The following is a 15,228-nucleotide window of genomic DNA, read 5'->3' on the forward strand; positions in this document are numbered from 1 at the left end:
GGTGCTTTATCTTTCGCCTTACTGCCGCTCTCATTGCTTGCCTTTATCGTCCTCGTTGGGCGAGACAATACTGCCAGGATCAGGCTTTTGCAGACCAGACACCTTGTCGACTAGATTACCAGTCGGATCTTGTGGGGCAGGAGGAGTACCTGCTGGGCCAGCTTGTGTAGGTCCTGCACCGTGGCTTCCAGGCCAGTTTGGCACGAACCCTCGGCGACGCTTGACCAAGACGAAGGCTCCGACGACGACCAGTGCCACCATAGCTGCGATGCTAGCTGGTAGTAAGAGGGATGGGCGGTTTTCGACAACGGCGAGCTCTTTGAACACAGCCTGCTGCAGTATGACGTCAGCAGCCTGAGCGCCATCCTCTGCGGTCTTGATGGGCTGTCCCTTGACCGTGACTTCTTGTGAGTATTTCTTACCCTCTTGCTCGTACTCTACCGTGTGGTTGCCAGGTGCAACGTCATCAAAGTCAACGCCACCGCTTTCGTCAGTCTTGGCTTCTATAGGGTCAGAGTGCAACACTACCTTCTTATTACGAAGAGGCTTTTCGTACTTGTCTACCAGATACATATGGATCTTGTAGCCCTTTGTCTTAAAGGTCTCTACCGGCATTTCTGTTCTATTGCCTTGCTCGTCTTCGGCTATCACCTGGTAGTAGAACTTTGTACCGGGCAATATGACGCTCTCGTTCAGCATAACCTCGTGCTCGGTACCGAAGCCGGTTAGCTCTGTCTGGGCAACCAGCTGATTCTCTAGACCATATTTTATGAACATGCGGAATTTTGTTTTAGCCTTGGCCAAGAAGAGTGCTTTGGTGAATTCAATGCGGCGCCTCTGTACGTCTAGATCAATAGCGGGCTTGCTACCCGAATTGTTAGCGGTGCCACCGGAAGAGCCACTGCCACCACTACCCGAGTTGCTAGAGCCACCCGAGGAAGAACCGCCTCCGGATGACGAACCACCGCTCGGCGAAGGTGAAGGGGAGGGACTTGGCTTAGGATTAGGGGTGGACGGATTGGGGCTAGGGGTTGGGGAAGGGGAAGGAGCAGGCGCCGGAGAAGTAAGGGTTATAGTCGCGCTGCCATTGCTAGGAGTGGTACCAACGCCCACTAACGCACCGGTGCCAGAGACCTGCAGATTAGTTGTGCCACTGCCAGCAAGGGCCTTGAACGTTACCTGCGTAATAAGAACATCCGTAGAAACTGTTCCTGGGCTAACAAATCGAACCATGCCCACGGTGCCACCGCCGCCCGAGCCTGGTAGTTCGTACGGAAAGCCAGACCCACCTGAATTGGCAGATACAAACTGGAGCTTAGACTGATCGTAAGTCAGAGTAGCATCGATTGTATCTATAGCCGTTCCCGGGTTGACCCGCACACCGACGGTTATATTGTTACCATTCTGAACACTGCCTGCTCCCGTGATACTGAACTGACCCGGCGCCGCAAGGGTATGCTGCAGAAGAAAAGCACCACCAAATAAAGCAGTGAGCCCTCCAACCATAAACATTCTAATTTTTGGAGAGAACGATCGTAACTTTTTCAATTTTTTGATACCCCTTATTGTCTCTCAAAATAGTACTTATGCTAAGAAAAAGCAACCAGTATATTAGAGAAATCTTATAGACGCCTGAGAGCGCAGCCCATGCTTTTCTTTATTAACAGACCAGGATCGTTTATTTCTTTGCCGTAACGTTAACCATCCAGGTAATGCCAAACTTATCTATCAGCATGCCAAACTTGTCACCCCACGGAGCAGCTACAAGTGGTTGCGTTACCGTGCCGCCAGCTGACAGCTTCTGAAAATACTCAGACAACTCGCTATCGTTGGTGCCACTCAGTGACATGCTGATATTTGCACCCGGCTTGTAGTCCATACTTTTAGGTGTATCGGCTGCCATAAATGTTATGCCATTATCTGCGGTCAGGACTGAGTGCATAATATTCTCTTCTTCACTTGGATCATGAGCAGAGTTGAATTCTTTAAAAGTATGCAGCTCTAGCTTGCCGCCAAAAACTGTCTTGTAGAACTCCATAGCTTCACGAGTCTTGTCCCTGAAGCTAAGGTAAGGATTAAGTGTCGATTGCATGGTTTTCTCCTATTAATTGTCTGTCCTCATCATACACCAGCTGCCGTTTACACTTTCGGTTTGAGCCCGTTTTCGCTACACGACTTTAGCATTCTCGCGTCGATTCCATAGTACCCACCGGATGCGCGTCCAGATGTGATATGGGGTGGCGAGAGAATGCTAAAATCGTGTAAGATAGGCACTATGGCTACCTTAAAAGAACTGCGCGACGAACGCTTACGAAAACTAGAAGAGCTAAAAAAGCTCGACATCAACCCATACCCGGCCACCACCTCCAGAACCCACACAGCCCAAGAAGTCGCTGACAAGTTCGAGGAACTGCAGGGACAAACCGTCACGCTCGATGGTCGTCTTATAAATACCCGCAAATTTGGCAAGATCGCTTTCTTTGTACTAAAAGACGCATCCGCAACCATCCAACTCTTCCTCAAGCATGACACCCTAGCAGGTCTAGAGGCGCCAAACAGTCAGCTTGGCTTTGAGCAGATCAATTTGCTAGACCCTGGTGATTTTATCGAGGCCACCGGACCTGTCATAAAGACGCAAACCGGAGAAATATCTATCGACGTGCAGAAGCTTCGGGTGCTAACCAAGTCGCTCCGGCCCATGCCCACAGAGCAAGACGGCTTCACTAATAAAGAAGAACGCCTCCGCCGACGCTACATAGACACAAATGTTAATAAGGACGTTTACGAGCGTTATCTGCGGCGCAGTACCTTTTGGCAAGCAACACGCCACTTCTTATTAGATGAAGGATTTGTAGAAATAAACATTCCCGTGCTAGAACTCACCACCGGTGGGGCAGACGCCACGCCGTTTGTCACCCATATGGACGCCCTAGACCAAGATTTCTACCTGCGTATTAGTCACGAGCTACCACTGAAGCGGCTGCTGGTCGGGGGATACGAAAAAGTATTTGATATCGGCCCACGTTTTCGCAACGAGAACTATAGCGACGAACACCTGCCAGAGCATGTGGCAATGGAATGGTACTGGGCTTATGCCGACTGGGAAAAGGGCATGGAACTAACTGAAAGACTGGTACGTGCTATCGCCGATAAGACCTGGGGCAAGCGTGCATTCAAGCTCGCCAACGGCATGGATCTAGACCTAGGAACCGATGACCAGAAGTGGCCACGTATTAGCTTTGTAGATGTAATCCAAGAGCACTACGGCCTGGACGTCTTCACCTGTACGCTTGACCAAGTCAAAGAACAGCTCAAGAACCATCAGATAGAAGTAGAAAAAACCGAGAACCGCTCTCGTGGCATAGATAAGCTCTGGAAAAAAGTACGCACGACTATTGCCGGACCCGCCTTTTTGGTAGACATACCCACCTTTTTACAACCGCTGGCCAAAACCCAGTCCGGCAAGCCGGAGCTGACCGAGCAGTTCAACTTGCTCCTTGGCGGCAGCGAACTCTGCAAGGCCTATTCAGAGCTGAACGACCCAGTAGATCAGCTCAATCGCTTCAAAGAGCAGCAAGCCCTTCGTGACGCCGGTGATGACGAGGCCATGATGCTCGACGTTGATTATGTAGAAGCGTTGGAGTACGCCATGCCACCAGCCTGCGGCTTTGGATTCTCGGAGCGCTTATTCTGGTACCTAGAAGGCGTAACCGCCCGCGAAGGCGTGGTCTTCCCCCAGCTCAGAAGGGAAGTAGACGAAGTCACCAAAACCATCTATCCCGAACTGTATAAAGACAAAAGTTGAAACCCTCCGACCAGTGATAAGCATTGGCTTCGCCAATGAGTATGTAGTCGGAGGGTAATGGTGTTCTGTCAGCGATCGCAGCTGCAGCGCGTGCTGCGCAGATGGGCGTGGTAGTTGACGAAGCAGTTAACCAAAATCATGGCCCATAGACCTTCGATGTCGTGCGCGAGCGCACAGATCAACCCGATCAGCAGGTAGCCCGCGGCGTAATGCGCCCCGTGCACCAGAGGCAGCATGGCCGAACCCTCTCGGACGCGCATAGCACCCCACGCCACCAGGATGAAGGCCCACAGGCCGCCAGCGTTGTGATCGCCCAAGACGGCCAACAGGATGGCCAGCAGCCCTCCCACGTAGGTCAAAAAGACCGCCTTGGTCATCGCATCGATGGAGCTGAGCCAGCTCGTCGCGTGGTCACTATCGTTTGCTGTGGTCACAATCCCTCCTAGGGATATACGCTGGATACGGTAGAAACCCGTGGACCAACTCGGCCCGAGCACTGATGACATATCAAACTACAAGAACACCTTGCTTAAAACAGAAGTTAGAGACTTATGCTAAGCGTAGATATTATAGAACTTTTTACCATACCCATCCATAAATATGTCTAATAAAGAATTAAACCCTCCGACCTGTCATACAGTATTGGCCGAAGCCGCATGCAGAAAAGTCGGAGGGTATAGGTGTGGTGGTGGGCTAGTCGCTCAGTCCATCGACCAACGCGTCGGCGAGCCAGTTGACCAAGATCATGGCCCACAGCGGCTGAACGCTCTCCACGTAAACGCAGATGACGCCGATGACGGCGTAGCCAGCAGCCATGGCTGCGCCGTAGAGCAGAGGGGAAACCTCGCCCTTACGATCGATCTCCTGAACGCCCCAGGCCACCAGGATGAGGGCCCACAACGCACCTGCGTTGCTGGTCTCGATGGCGGCGACGCCGATGGCGGCCACGCCAGCGACAAGAACCAGCAGCCTCGCAGCCATTGCGCTGTTCGCGGACTGCCGCGGGGTATTGTCAGTGGTGTCCACTACGGACTCCTTCTGATTCGGGGTCAGTCATGCTGACCGTTCCAACAAGAACACCTCACTTGCAGGTAGCTTGTACCAGTATCAAGCAGGGATATAATAGAATTAATTTTCTATATTGGCAATTTAGTTATCTTTTTTGATAAGCTTGTAGGTTTTGTCTAAGTAAATCAGATTTTGTATGAGCTGTTGCAGCACCGCTGCCTCGGCACGGTTCTCTACGGTCAGCTCATCACTAATAGAATCGAGCAAGGTAGCCAAAGTTATAAAATAATCACCAGATCGTACGTGGACGATAAGATCCTCTAGCTCACGAGTGTCGCTACCATCGTGAAGAAGCCAGGTGGGTGCCGAATCATGTGCCAACACCGCCGAAGGGGGATCTAGCGCATAATCAGCCACGGGGCGTCTCTTCCATAATGCTGGCGAATGAATCTTGGTTGATAATAAGGTGATCCAGAATATCAATACCCAACACCCGGCCGGCATCCACCAGCTGGGCAGTGACTATACGGTCAGCGGCTGTGGGCTCTAGGCTGCCAGAAGGATGGTTATGAGCAATGATAATTGCCACAGCGCCATAGATAAGCGCAGGCTGAAATACTTCGCGGGGGTGCACGATGTTTGCTGTCAGGCTGCCTACCGAGATGACCTCGTCATGGATAACTTCATGGCGGCTATTTAAATAGAGTCCCCGAAGTTGTTCCTTCTGGCTGGTGCCCATGTCCTTGAGGTACACATGAGCCTGCTTGGCGCTGCGTACATAGGTAGCCTTGCCTTGCCGGCTCAAGAAGTATCGGCGGCCCAGCTCAAAGCTGGCAACTATTTGACAGGCCTTGCCAAGGGGAATATTGAGCGCCTCCGATAGCTTGGCCGGGTCGGTCTCGTTCATGATGGCAGTCTCGCCGTATTCTTTGAGGATGCGGTGGGCCATAGACAAGACATTTTCTTTTCTAGTGCCCACATTCAGGAGTACCGCTACTAGCTCGGCCACGCCAAGAGCCTTTGGGCCGAGCAGTTGCAACTTTTCCCGCGGCTTTTCATCGGTGGGTAGGTCGCTGAGGGGTGTCAGCTCATATTCTTTTTCACCATCTGCAAGCATGAAGATCCCTCGGTCATGCAAAAGATATTTTTCGTCTACCACCAATGTCATGGCGGCATTATAGCAAGCGGTTTTGTGAGGACTCTATCGCAATGGACTTGGCTTAATCTTTATTTAACAATCCGAATATAGTCAGGTATTAGAGTTGAGTTTTGTAATAAGCAGTAAGTACTCCTGATTTGAAGTCATCGTTGTCTACACGATCCTAAAGCTATCCGTGCAGAAAGGTTCGTAGCATTCTCTTCTGTAAAGTGAATATAGCGCATGATTTTGAAGCAACCATAACAGCCTATCGGGCACATCAAAACAGTCTAGTATAGTATCAAGTAACGCTTAAAGGAGTAGCCTGGATGAACTTCGATCAAATCGTCAGTAGAGCACTAGAGCTAAGAGAGAAGTACGACCAACTAAATGAAACGCAACGCGGTGTCCGCTGGAACGAACAGCAGTTAATGGCAGGATTCGTAGGAGACGTGGGTGATCTGTCAAAAATCATCATGGCCAAGAGCGGCCTGCGTGCTATGGACGATGTAGATAAAAAACTAACACACGAGCTCAGTGACTGCCTTTGGTCCATCCTTGTCATAGCCAGCAAGTACAAAATTGACCTGGCAACAGAGTTTATGAAGACAATGGATGAACTCGACGCCCGAATCAAAAATGAACTAGCATCAGAAGGATAAAACTCATCTTTAATTGAGAGTCTGCTGGCTTAAATATAGCTTTGCCACGATCACCGCCCCTTAACAATCACTTAATATTCTTGAGCTGTCGGGTAGACTATTTATGGGTTTTAATCTTGGAGGTTAGCAGCAGAAACTCTTGATCTTTGGTTTTTGTAGCCTGCATCATGTCAAAGTCATTCCTCTCAAACTGCTCAATGAGCCCCGGGCCGTCGTGGTGCCAGTATCGCCAAACAGTGATCAACTGGCCTTTATTGATGTGGATATATTTGAAACCTTGTGGGAAGGTAAACTTTACCGTGAGTGCCATCTTGGGGGTTATACTGATGGATCTGGCTTGTTTCTTTTCGTCGAAATTTTGCACGACATCGTAAAGATCTTCGTCGATGTTCAAAAAATCTAGAATCATTCTGTGGTTATATGCAAGCTTCTGATTTGCGGAGGTGGTGAAATCAAAATAACGTCGCGAATTAACAGTATCAAGCTTGGCACTATATACAAGCAAATCGTTGATGCCCAAACTGTTATTAATGGCCCACAACGCCTGATCCGGAGTCCTGAGATTGCCCAGGGTTGCCCCTAGCAACAGTACTATATTTACTGGCGTATCGCTTTCATCTTTACCAATAGCATCTTCGGTGAATAAATCGTCAAATCGTTCCCGGCTAAAGTCCCGAGCATACCCCTCGAACTTAACTCGACCGTCAAACCACGTGCCGATATTCTTCTCCGCAATCTGCAGCATTTCCTTGCTGATGTCAAGAGTAACGTACCGCTTCAACTTTCCAAGCTTAAGGAAATGCTCAAGGAGTCCCTTTGCTGGCATGCCGTTTCCAGGCCCTAGGTCTACAATGTTGACATACTTATGGCCCCCAACCAGATGGTCTAATGTATCAGTGCTAGCCCCTAGCAGGTCAATGGTTGCTGTCAGCATATTACGAGTGCCTTCATTGGCAAGCCGGTTTGCGTAATCATCCCAGTAGGTCGCCCCACCATTAACATAGCTGTACGGCAGAGGTATCTCGTGATGAATGGTGAGATGAGAAATAATATCTAGTATCTGTTTGTGGTCAAACGTCTCGTAAAACTCAGGCTTGGGCGAGATAGTTTTGAGTGCACGCTTGTTTTTGTATTTTCTGCCTTTCTCAATGAGTTGCTCTATGAGGATAGTATTCTTGGTGACATTGGCCACATAGAAGCGTCCCTCTTTTTCGTGTAATTGTAAGTCTAGCTTGCCTTCTTGAGTAGCCTGAACCCAATTGCGTACAGATTTCTCTGAGACATTATAGATCTTTGCTAATTCGGTATTCTTAAAAAACTTCATTGATACTCCACAATTATCTTAGTACACCAGCCTCAAGAACATAAAAAAAATGTTGACATGTTCCGATTTTAAAACGTATCATGACTGTAAAGCACCTTTGCAGACGACTTTCTTGGAGAGAAGGGAGCTGTTCTGCATTGAATCTCTCCAAGATCAGTCAATGATACGAACACATAAGGTAACATTGTAACATATAGAACGAGCCAAGCTCGGGAAAGAGGGAAGACTTATGAGCACCACACTGTTTGGAGAAGGCGGGGTACAGGACTACAAAGCAGCACCTGATTTTTGGATGGTTTATACACCAAAAGCTGGCTCAGAGGCTTTTACTAATGTGTTGCATGCGTTGTACTATTTGCCAGAGAATTACAAGCTCATGATCATGACCGCGGATGTGACCACAGATGAGCTGGCGCCACTAGTAGAGTGCATAGATCTCATGAAGCGCGTACGGTTCGAGACAACAACGGAGCTGCCAGCAGAGGCAACTCCGTTTTCATTTGGTCGGGCACTCGTATCAGACGAAGCTCAGCCGGCTAAGTCTTCTGTCCTAGTAACCTCCGAGGCTACCAGCGCCCTCAGCGGTGACTACAACTCGGGCTTTACGGTCCTGGCCCAAAGCCCACCAGCCCTGGCAAGCGCCATCCTGAAGATCGCCCACGCTACTGTTTAGGCTTCATTTCTACCTGCGCCAGTCTGAGCAACAGCTTGAGCACTTGCTCTATTGACACAATCTGATGCCGTGCTTCGGTACCGCCAAGTCCTACCTTTATGCTATTTGCTTCTTCGGGGAGCGCCCGAAACATGTCTTCGTCAGTGTAATCGTCGCCAATGGCCATGACAAAATCAGAAGGATACATAGCCTGTAAATCTTCGACCACAATCCCTTTATTGACGTTGCGGGGCTTGATCTCTATTACCTTTGCGCCATTGTGGACCAGGATATCACTGCCCGCCAGCAACTGCCGCAGCTCGTACCTCAGGCCTGCGTTGCGGGCATGGGCCAGTTCGGTAGGCACCGTACGGTAATGCCAGACAATAGCCGACTCTTTTTCTTCTATACGGGCACCGGGCGTCCGCTCGGCGTACTGCTCGAGTATAGGCATGATGTGCTTACGATGTTCGTGAAGTGACGAAGGCTGCTGTGACCATTCGCCGTCATATTTCATAAAAGCGCCGTGTTCGGCAGCCAGCAGGACGGGTAATTCGCTAAACCACATCTCTAGTGCATCACGAGGGCGACCGCTAACAATACAAATGCGCGTATCGGGCAGCTGGGCCAGTTGGTGGAGCAGCTGGAGCAGTTGTTTGGGCGGGCGGGCCTGGGCGGGGTGGTGGCTGGCAGCAAATTTGCGCAAAGTACCGTCGTAATCCAAGAAAAGCAGCCGATTCTTGGCTTTTTGAAATTGCCGGACAATTTTGTCTTCTCTCTCACGGGTGAGCAGTTTGTTGCTCTCTTGCGTCTGTGCCAACTTGGACTTTTGCAGCTGATCCATAAAGTCCGCCGCCCACCGCTGAACGGTATAGCGGGACAGGCGGCGCTGCATAGCCAACAGCCGGGCTCGCTTTTCTTTTTGGGACATCTTGAGAGCAATCTTGAGTGCCTGAACCACCGAGGCTGTGTCATTTGGATTGATACGCAGCGCCTCGGGCAGCTCGTCGACCGCACCGGTCATCTCGCTCAAGATCAGCACGCCTGAGGCTTTTTGTTTTGTGGCGATATACTCTTTTGCAACTAAATTCATGCCGTCTCTGAGAGGAGTCAACAGCGCAACGTCAGCCCGCGCCAATAGTGCGCTGATCTGCTCGAAGGGGAGATTCTTGAACTGATACGAAATAGGTGTCCAGTCCACTGTTCCGTAGTCACCATTGATACGACTTACCGCTTTTTCTATCTCGTTGCGGAGTTCTTTGTAGGTATCCACCTCTGTACGCGAAGGCACCGCCACCATGAGCAAGACAACTTTTTTATGCCACGAAGGTGCACTACGCAAAAACTGCTCGAACGCTTCAAGACGCTTGAGGATACCCTTGGAATAATCAAGACGATCCATAGATATAATGATCTTTTGGCCATTGTAGTGCTCTTGCAGTTTCTGCAGCTCGACCTTTGTTTGATCGTCCTCCAGTGAGTCAACCCATTTTTGATAGTCAATACCAATAGGGAAAGCATCTACCTTAACGATACGAGTGCCCTTTATGATAGAACCACTGTCATTCTCTAGGCCAAGGACCCTCAGAACACTACTCAGAAAGTGACGAGCATAGTCATAAATATGAAAGCCAATCAGGTCAGCGCCCAACAGTCCTTGCAGAATCTCTTTTCTGTTTGGCAACTGTCGAAAGATCTCGTATGACGGGAAGGGAATGTGCAGGAAGAAGCCAATGGTAGCACCTGGCAACGCCTTTCTGATCAGCTGTGGCAGCAGCATGAGATGGTAGTCGTGGATCCAGATGGCTGAATCAGGTTCAGCCTTGCGTACAATCGCCCGCCGGAACACATCGTTAACTTCTTTGTAAGCCTGCCAGTAGGCAGCATCGTATTGGGCAAGTGACTGAAAATAATGAAAAAGTGGCCAGATAGTATCATTGGCATATCCGGCATAAAAGTTGTCGACCTGCGCTTTTGTCAGAAAAATGGGGTAGCATCCAAATGATTTGAGCTTGCGCGTAATGGCCGATTTGTCTTGAGATGTAAGATCGTCCGAGGCAATCCCAGGCCAGCCAATCCATATCCGGTCCTTAGCGTTGGAATCTAGGCTGGCCATAGCCTTGGCCAACCCGCCTGAACTAGAAGTAAATACAAGCTTGCCGTCTTCTTTAGAGACGCTAACTGGCAGCCTATTAGAAACGATAATAAACTTGGATCTCGCCATATGCTTACTACCGGCTTAGTTCGCTCATGCTGAGTACACTATACGCCAGGTTCGACACACCAAGTATGTATTATCTTACAGACGTAATAAAATAGTAACAATGCGTCTGCGCCTTATCGCTAAGAATCGTAAGTTTGTGCTGATTTTCGGCGCTTTTTTGGCGTACTTTGTACTTATTAATGTGGTGGCCTATCTGTTTTTTAACGCCCGAGCCTTTCCACGCACGACTATTGACGGACAGAAGGTGGGCGGCAAATCTTTCTCGCAGATAGAGAAAACGCTGCAGGCCAAGACCTTAGGACATGACACCCTGACCCTCAATCACCAGGACAAGCACGAGCAACTGCCCCTGAAAAGTATCGACGCCAAGGTGGACGCCCCCGCTACCATTGCACGGCTCAAGTCAGAGCGAAGCTGGCTACCCATTAGTAATGTGCTGAAAAAACATACGCTAGAGACTTCGGTATCCATGGATTCCGCAAAAGTAGAAGCCGAGGCAAACCGCTTGGCCACCGCCTTTTCTAGGCCGGTTACAGATGCCAAGATTGTCCTGCAAAACAACATATTTACCCTGGTGCCAGCCCAAGATGGAGTAACTGCCCAGAAAGACACCATAAAGCAAGCCCTGACCCACGCGCTGCAAAACGGCCAGCAGAACGTCACGCTGCAGTTGCGCACAGTCGAACCCCAGAAGAAGACCAAAGACCTCGAGCCAGCCCAGCAGAGCCTGCAGAAGCAGCAAAATACCAGTATCACCATAACCTATCAGCAAAAATCTCACACGGTCACGCCTCCAGACATTGGTGGGTGGTACAGCCCCCAGGGTGATGCCTTTACACTCAACCGGGACCTCGTGAAAGCCTACATCCAAAAACGTGGAGCGGCTTGGGGTATTGTGGTGGACAACAGCGACGCCGCCGCCGATCAGGTGTCCAAGGCGATCGCCGCCGGCCAGAAGGTCAGTGTGGGCCTGGTTGCCCGCAAGGCCGCCAGGCACTATACCTACTGCGTGGCAACACGAGGTGTCGACAATGCCTACTTGGGTGAGTTTGGGAGCAAGTTTGCTGCCACCCTGGCCGATGCCCGCGGCTGGTCAGTGGGTGGGCTGGTGACGTTCTCGCAAGCTAGCAGCGGCTGTAACTTTACCGCCTGGCTGACTGCGCCCGACCAGATGCCGAGCTTTGGCGCTATCTGTGATGCTATGTGGAGCTGCCGGGTAGGCAGCAACGTAGTGATCAACTTTGACCGCTGGCGCTTTGCCTCGCCAGCCTGGAACGCCTCGGGGGGTAGCCTGGAAGACTACCGATTTATGGTAATAAACCACGAGACCGGACACTGGTTTGGTTTTGACCACAGTAACTGTGGCGGAGCAGGGCAGGCCGCCCCTGTCATGCAACAACAGTCAATCGCACTCAATGGCTGCGTGTTTAACCCATGGCCGTTGCCGGGCGAAACGGCAGCCCTCAAGCAAAGATTGGGCATATAGGGGTACAATGCCGTTAAACAACCATGCTTATGGTAAAGTCAAGATATATAATTGACATGAAACAATCACACAAAAAACATCCTGGCAAAAAACACAGCTCGGCTAAAAAGCCCAAGCGCTGGATGCGTGCCGTTGGTGGGTACAGTTCTATGGCGTATGTCGGCCGAATTGTAGTAAGCCTGGGACTTATTGGCATCGGTGCTGGCCTGGTAACGTTGTTTCAGCCCCATGCCAGCCTGCGAAACCCCCTAGATTCGATCAGCCATACCTCTAATGCACCTGACACGTCGGAGCTATTGCAGCTGGTCAACGCTGCCCGGACCGAAATACATGTGCCTAACGTTACCCTGGACCCCCAACTGACTGCCGTTGCCGAAGAACGCCTGAAGGACATGGTGCAGCACCAATACTACTCACATCAGAGCCTGAAAGGTCAGTACTACTACGATCTGTTCGCTGGCCATGGCTTTAAGACAAGCTACAGTTGCGAGAACCTGGGCATTGCCCCAACCCTCGTAGCCAAAAAATATGTCGATGATTGGCTGACAAGCAACGAAGGTCACAAAGACTGCATGCTTACCAACAGGGTATCCAAAGTAGGCATTGCCACGGCAGAGTTTAGCAAGTCCAGTAATGCCGAGACAACCTACCTAGTGGTGAGCATCTACTCAACCGCGCCCACAGCCACCAAATAACGCCTGTTGTACATTTGATACTTGCGGTACCTCGTAACGGTCATGCTAAAATTTAGGAGGTCATGGAGGTATGGGAGACCATCTACTTTCAGACTTTTATATACATCTTGGCACGCACACCTTGGTCCCTGCGAGCCTACATATCATCACAGGCATCTGTTTACGGACAACCGACCGGACGGTTCGGGAACTCCTACCAGACACCTTTTGTTCTAAAGCCGTCTGCGAGCATCTATAAAGACTGTTTCGCCTAGTTTCTTTTACCTTTATAAAAACATAGAAGTTACACACTTGAGCATCCAGTGCATTTTCTTCTCGCGGAACAGACCGAGCCGTATCTGAATACGGTGAAGGGAGTACCGCAGAGAAAAAATGTGCTGGGTGCCAAGAGCATTAGCAGAGTTTCTGGCTCTGCCAGGAAGTCGGCTAATGTGATGTGTAAGTTTCTGAAGGAGCCAATGATATGTACGCACTAAACCAAGTAGTCAACGTAAACGCCTTTTACTTCCTAAACGGCAGAGGGCTAAAGTCCTTTCCAAAAGAGATCGAGTTCGGCAACACCCGCTGCACATTCAGCGACGGTTTGCAGTACCTGGTACGCAAAGGCCAGCACGTCATAAGACTGTTTGACATGACAGACGGACGCACCACCTACCGCCTACGCCTAGAGGATGACACCTGGACTCTCGTAGGCACCCGCAGCACCGAGCGGTAGGGTACCGCAGGTCTTCCTAAGAATCGCCACTTTCGAAAAGGCGATTCTTTTCGTATCAATTATTAATAAAACATTAAGCCAGAATCATTTCACAAACACAACCAATATGTTCCCTAATCCGTCCCCGTTATGATGCCGATACCAACTAATACGGAAGGCGTGTGAGCAATGTCTCAGACAAACTTGGGGGCCGCATTACACAAAAACGGATGGATAAAACAAAATAAACTCAGGGTAATCTCGGCACTGTTCTTGCTAGCTATGATCTTTTCGGTCAGCTTGCCAGTAGTGGCAGGCGCTCAGCCACAAGGACGCAGACGCCACACCAACAGAGATCGACGAGTATCACACTCCGAGGTACAAGAAACATTGCAGGACATTCCAGGCGTAATGGAGAGTTCAGATCAAACGGTTGCACAAAGCGACGCAGACTCAGCAGCCACCAGTACCACAAATGGCACAGTGGTAGACGTGCCAAAAGACGCCAAAAAGGGCGTTACCTTTGGTGCAGAAGGTGGACCAAAGCTAGACATTCAACTGCCTAACGCCACTGAAGCCAGCGAAGGCACACAGGTAGCAGCCGGAACCGTCGCCTACGAATCAGGCAATGGCTCAGCCAACGCCGTCCAAGCCACAGAAGATGGCGGCGTCCGCATGCTGACCATCATCGACAACCCAAGCGCCCCTACGGCATACGACTACAAAGTAACCGTGCCAAATGGTGGCCGAATCGAACTAACCCCAGATGGTGGAGCAATTGTGTTGGCGGCGGAGTCGAGCGAGCCAATTGCTTCCGTAGCAGCCCCTTGGGCTAAAGACGCCGAAGACAAAACAATACAGACCTGGTTCACCACAGACGGACAGACTCTGACTCAACACGTGCAGCACAATATTCCAGGGGTGGTTTATCCGGTGGTGGCGGATCCATCAGTTTCTTGGGGGTGGACTGGCTACAACGTTTACTTTTCAAAGGGTGAAACTAATGCGATGGCGTGGATTACGGGCGCTGCCGCCTCAATGGCCACGGGTAAACTATTAGGACTTGTATCTTTCGGGATAGTTCCGGCTGCTCAATGGGCAACTAGAAATGGCTACTGCGTTGCCGTCTTTCGCTCCTACAATCCTAATTCAGTGATGGTACCGTGGCCTTATCGATGCTAATCTCTAAGATAGCAAATAAGAATGGGAAAACAGTGAAACAAGAATCAGAGTCAAGAAAAAATTCATGGCAGTGGTCAAATTGGGACTATTTGCGACTGGTTTTTCTTTTAGCGCTCACCATATACGCCTTTTCAAGGTCAGCTACGCCAAGCCTGGGGCTTTACTTTCTCATGATTGCACTGGTTGCATTATCACGCATCGTAGAGCAATTAATCAAAAAGAAGTAGTGTGAATCTAAGCAAAAGATGGCTCGCTGTAGTTGTTGTAGGTTTGCTTGCTTTGAATATAGTAAGCTTCACACAAAACTGGCGCTGGGTTATGGCAACGATACCGCTTGCAGTACTTTGCGTAACCGTCA

The 15,228-nt window shown here is 50.2% G+C and carries 15 protein-coding genes; 8 read left to right on the top strand and 7 right to left on the bottom strand.

Annotated features, from left to right (window positions below; genetic code table 11):
• Positions 1 to 30 precede the first annotated feature (30 nt).
• Together VK694_06475 and VK694_06480 are read right to left on the bottom strand one after the other, a co-directional pair.
• A complete protein-coding gene (locus VK694_06475; GenBank protein HTE58363.1) occupies positions 31 to 1,512 on the bottom strand; it encodes a cohesin domain-containing protein in 1,482 nt (493 codons plus the stop codon).
• Positions 1,513 to 1,678: 166 nt separating this feature from the next.
• Positions 1,679 to 2,092 (bottom strand): VOC family protein, encoded by a 414-nt coding sequence (locus tag VK694_06480; protein HTE58364.1) that lies wholly within the window; start codon positions 2,090 to 2,092, stop codon positions 1,679 to 1,681.
• A 183-nt stretch (positions 2,093 to 2,275) separates the two neighbouring features.
• On the opposite strand from VK694_06480, the gene VK694_06485 reads away from it, so the two are divergent.
• A complete protein-coding gene (locus VK694_06485) occupies positions 2,276 to 3,805 on the top strand; it encodes a lysine--tRNA ligase (GenBank protein ID HTE58365.1) in 1,530 nt (509 codons plus the stop codon).
• A gap of 68 nt (positions 3,806 to 3,873) precedes the next feature.
• On the opposite strand, the gene VK694_06490 is transcribed toward VK694_06485, so the two are convergent.
• A complete protein-coding gene (locus VK694_06490) occupies positions 3,874 to 4,239 on the bottom strand; it encodes a hypothetical protein (protein ID HTE58366.1) in 366 nt (121 codons plus the stop codon).
• Between the two features lie 208 nt (positions 4,240 to 4,447).
• Here VK694_06490 and VK694_06495 point away from each other — a divergent pair, with 208 nt between their 5' ends.
• Positions 4,448 to 4,867, top strand: coding sequence for a hypothetical protein (locus tag VK694_06495; GenBank protein HTE58367.1), 420 nt, complete (start codon positions 4,448 to 4,450; stop codon positions 4,865 to 4,867).
• Between the two features lie 87 nt (positions 4,868 to 4,954).
• Here VK694_06495 and VK694_06500 read toward each other — a convergent pair whose 3' ends face one another.
• Both VK694_06500 and radC read right to left on the bottom strand, forming a co-directional pair.
• Positions 4,955 to 5,230, bottom strand: a complete 276-nt coding sequence (locus VK694_06500; protein HTE58368.1) for a hypothetical protein — start codon at positions 5,228 to 5,230, stop codon at positions 4,955 to 4,957.
• Positions 5,223 to 5,981: a DNA repair protein RadC gene (gene radC, locus VK694_06505; protein ID HTE58369.1), complete on the bottom strand. Its 759-nt coding sequence runs from the start codon at positions 5,979 to 5,981 to the stop codon at positions 5,223 to 5,225. The genes VK694_06500 and radC overlap by 8 nt, the downstream gene beginning before the upstream one ends.
• Positions 5,982 to 6,280: 299 nt before the next feature.
• Between radC and VK694_06510 the strand changes: the two genes are divergently transcribed.
• Positions 6,281 to 6,613 carry a nucleotide pyrophosphohydrolase gene (locus VK694_06510; GenBank protein ID HTE58370.1) on the top strand — a complete coding sequence of 111 codons (333 nt, stop codon included), beginning with the start codon at positions 6,281 to 6,283 and terminating at the stop codon, positions 6,611 to 6,613.
• A gap of 97 nt (positions 6,614 to 6,710) precedes the next feature.
• On the opposite strand, the gene VK694_06515 is transcribed toward VK694_06510, so the two are convergent.
• Positions 6,711 to 7,937: an L-histidine N(alpha)-methyltransferase gene (locus VK694_06515; GenBank protein ID HTE58371.1), complete on the bottom strand. Its 1,227-nt coding sequence runs from the start codon at positions 7,935 to 7,937 to the stop codon at positions 6,711 to 6,713.
• 229 nt (positions 7,938 to 8,166) lie between these two features.
• Here VK694_06515 and VK694_06520 point away from each other — a divergent pair, with 229 nt between their 5' ends.
• Positions 8,167 to 8,610, top strand: coding sequence for a hypothetical protein (locus tag VK694_06520; GenBank protein ID HTE58372.1), 444 nt, complete (start codon positions 8,167 to 8,169; stop codon positions 8,608 to 8,610).
• On the opposite strand, the gene VK694_06525 is transcribed toward VK694_06520, so the two are convergent.
• Positions 8,600 to 10,813, bottom strand: coding sequence for a bifunctional alpha,alpha-trehalose-phosphate synthase (UDP-forming)/trehalose-phosphatase (locus tag VK694_06525; protein ID HTE58373.1), 2,214 nt, complete (start codon positions 10,811 to 10,813; stop codon positions 8,600 to 8,602). The genes VK694_06520 and VK694_06525 overlap by 11 nt on opposite strands.
• A 100-nt stretch (positions 10,814 to 10,913) precedes the next feature.
• Here VK694_06525 and VK694_06530 point away from each other — a divergent pair, with 100 nt between their 5' ends.
• From VK694_06530 to VK694_06545, 4 genes are all read left to right on the top strand, one after another.
• A complete protein-coding gene (locus VK694_06530) occupies positions 10,914 to 12,299 on the top strand; it encodes a DUF3152 domain-containing protein (protein HTE58374.1) in 1,386 nt (461 codons plus the stop codon).
• A 56-nt stretch (positions 12,300 to 12,355) separates the two neighbouring features.
• Positions 12,356 to 12,994: a CAP domain-containing protein gene (locus tag VK694_06535; protein HTE58375.1), complete on the top strand. Its 639-nt coding sequence runs from the start codon at positions 12,356 to 12,358 to the stop codon at positions 12,992 to 12,994.
• A 463-nt stretch (positions 12,995 to 13,457) separates the two neighbouring features.
• Positions 13,458 to 13,709: a hypothetical protein gene (locus tag VK694_06540; protein HTE58376.1), complete on the top strand. Its 252-nt coding sequence runs from the start codon at positions 13,458 to 13,460 to the stop codon at positions 13,707 to 13,709.
• A 168-nt stretch (positions 13,710 to 13,877) separates the two neighbouring features.
• Positions 13,878 to 14,870, top strand: a complete 993-nt coding sequence (locus VK694_06545; protein HTE58377.1) for a hypothetical protein — start codon at positions 13,878 to 13,880, stop codon at positions 14,868 to 14,870.
• Positions 14,871 to 15,228 lie beyond the last annotated feature (358 nt).

This window comes from Verrucomicrobiia bacterium, assembly GCA_035489575.1.
In the GTDB taxonomy this organism is placed as follows: Bacteria; Patescibacteriota; Saccharimonadia; order Saccharimonadales; family JAGQNK01; genus DATHJY01.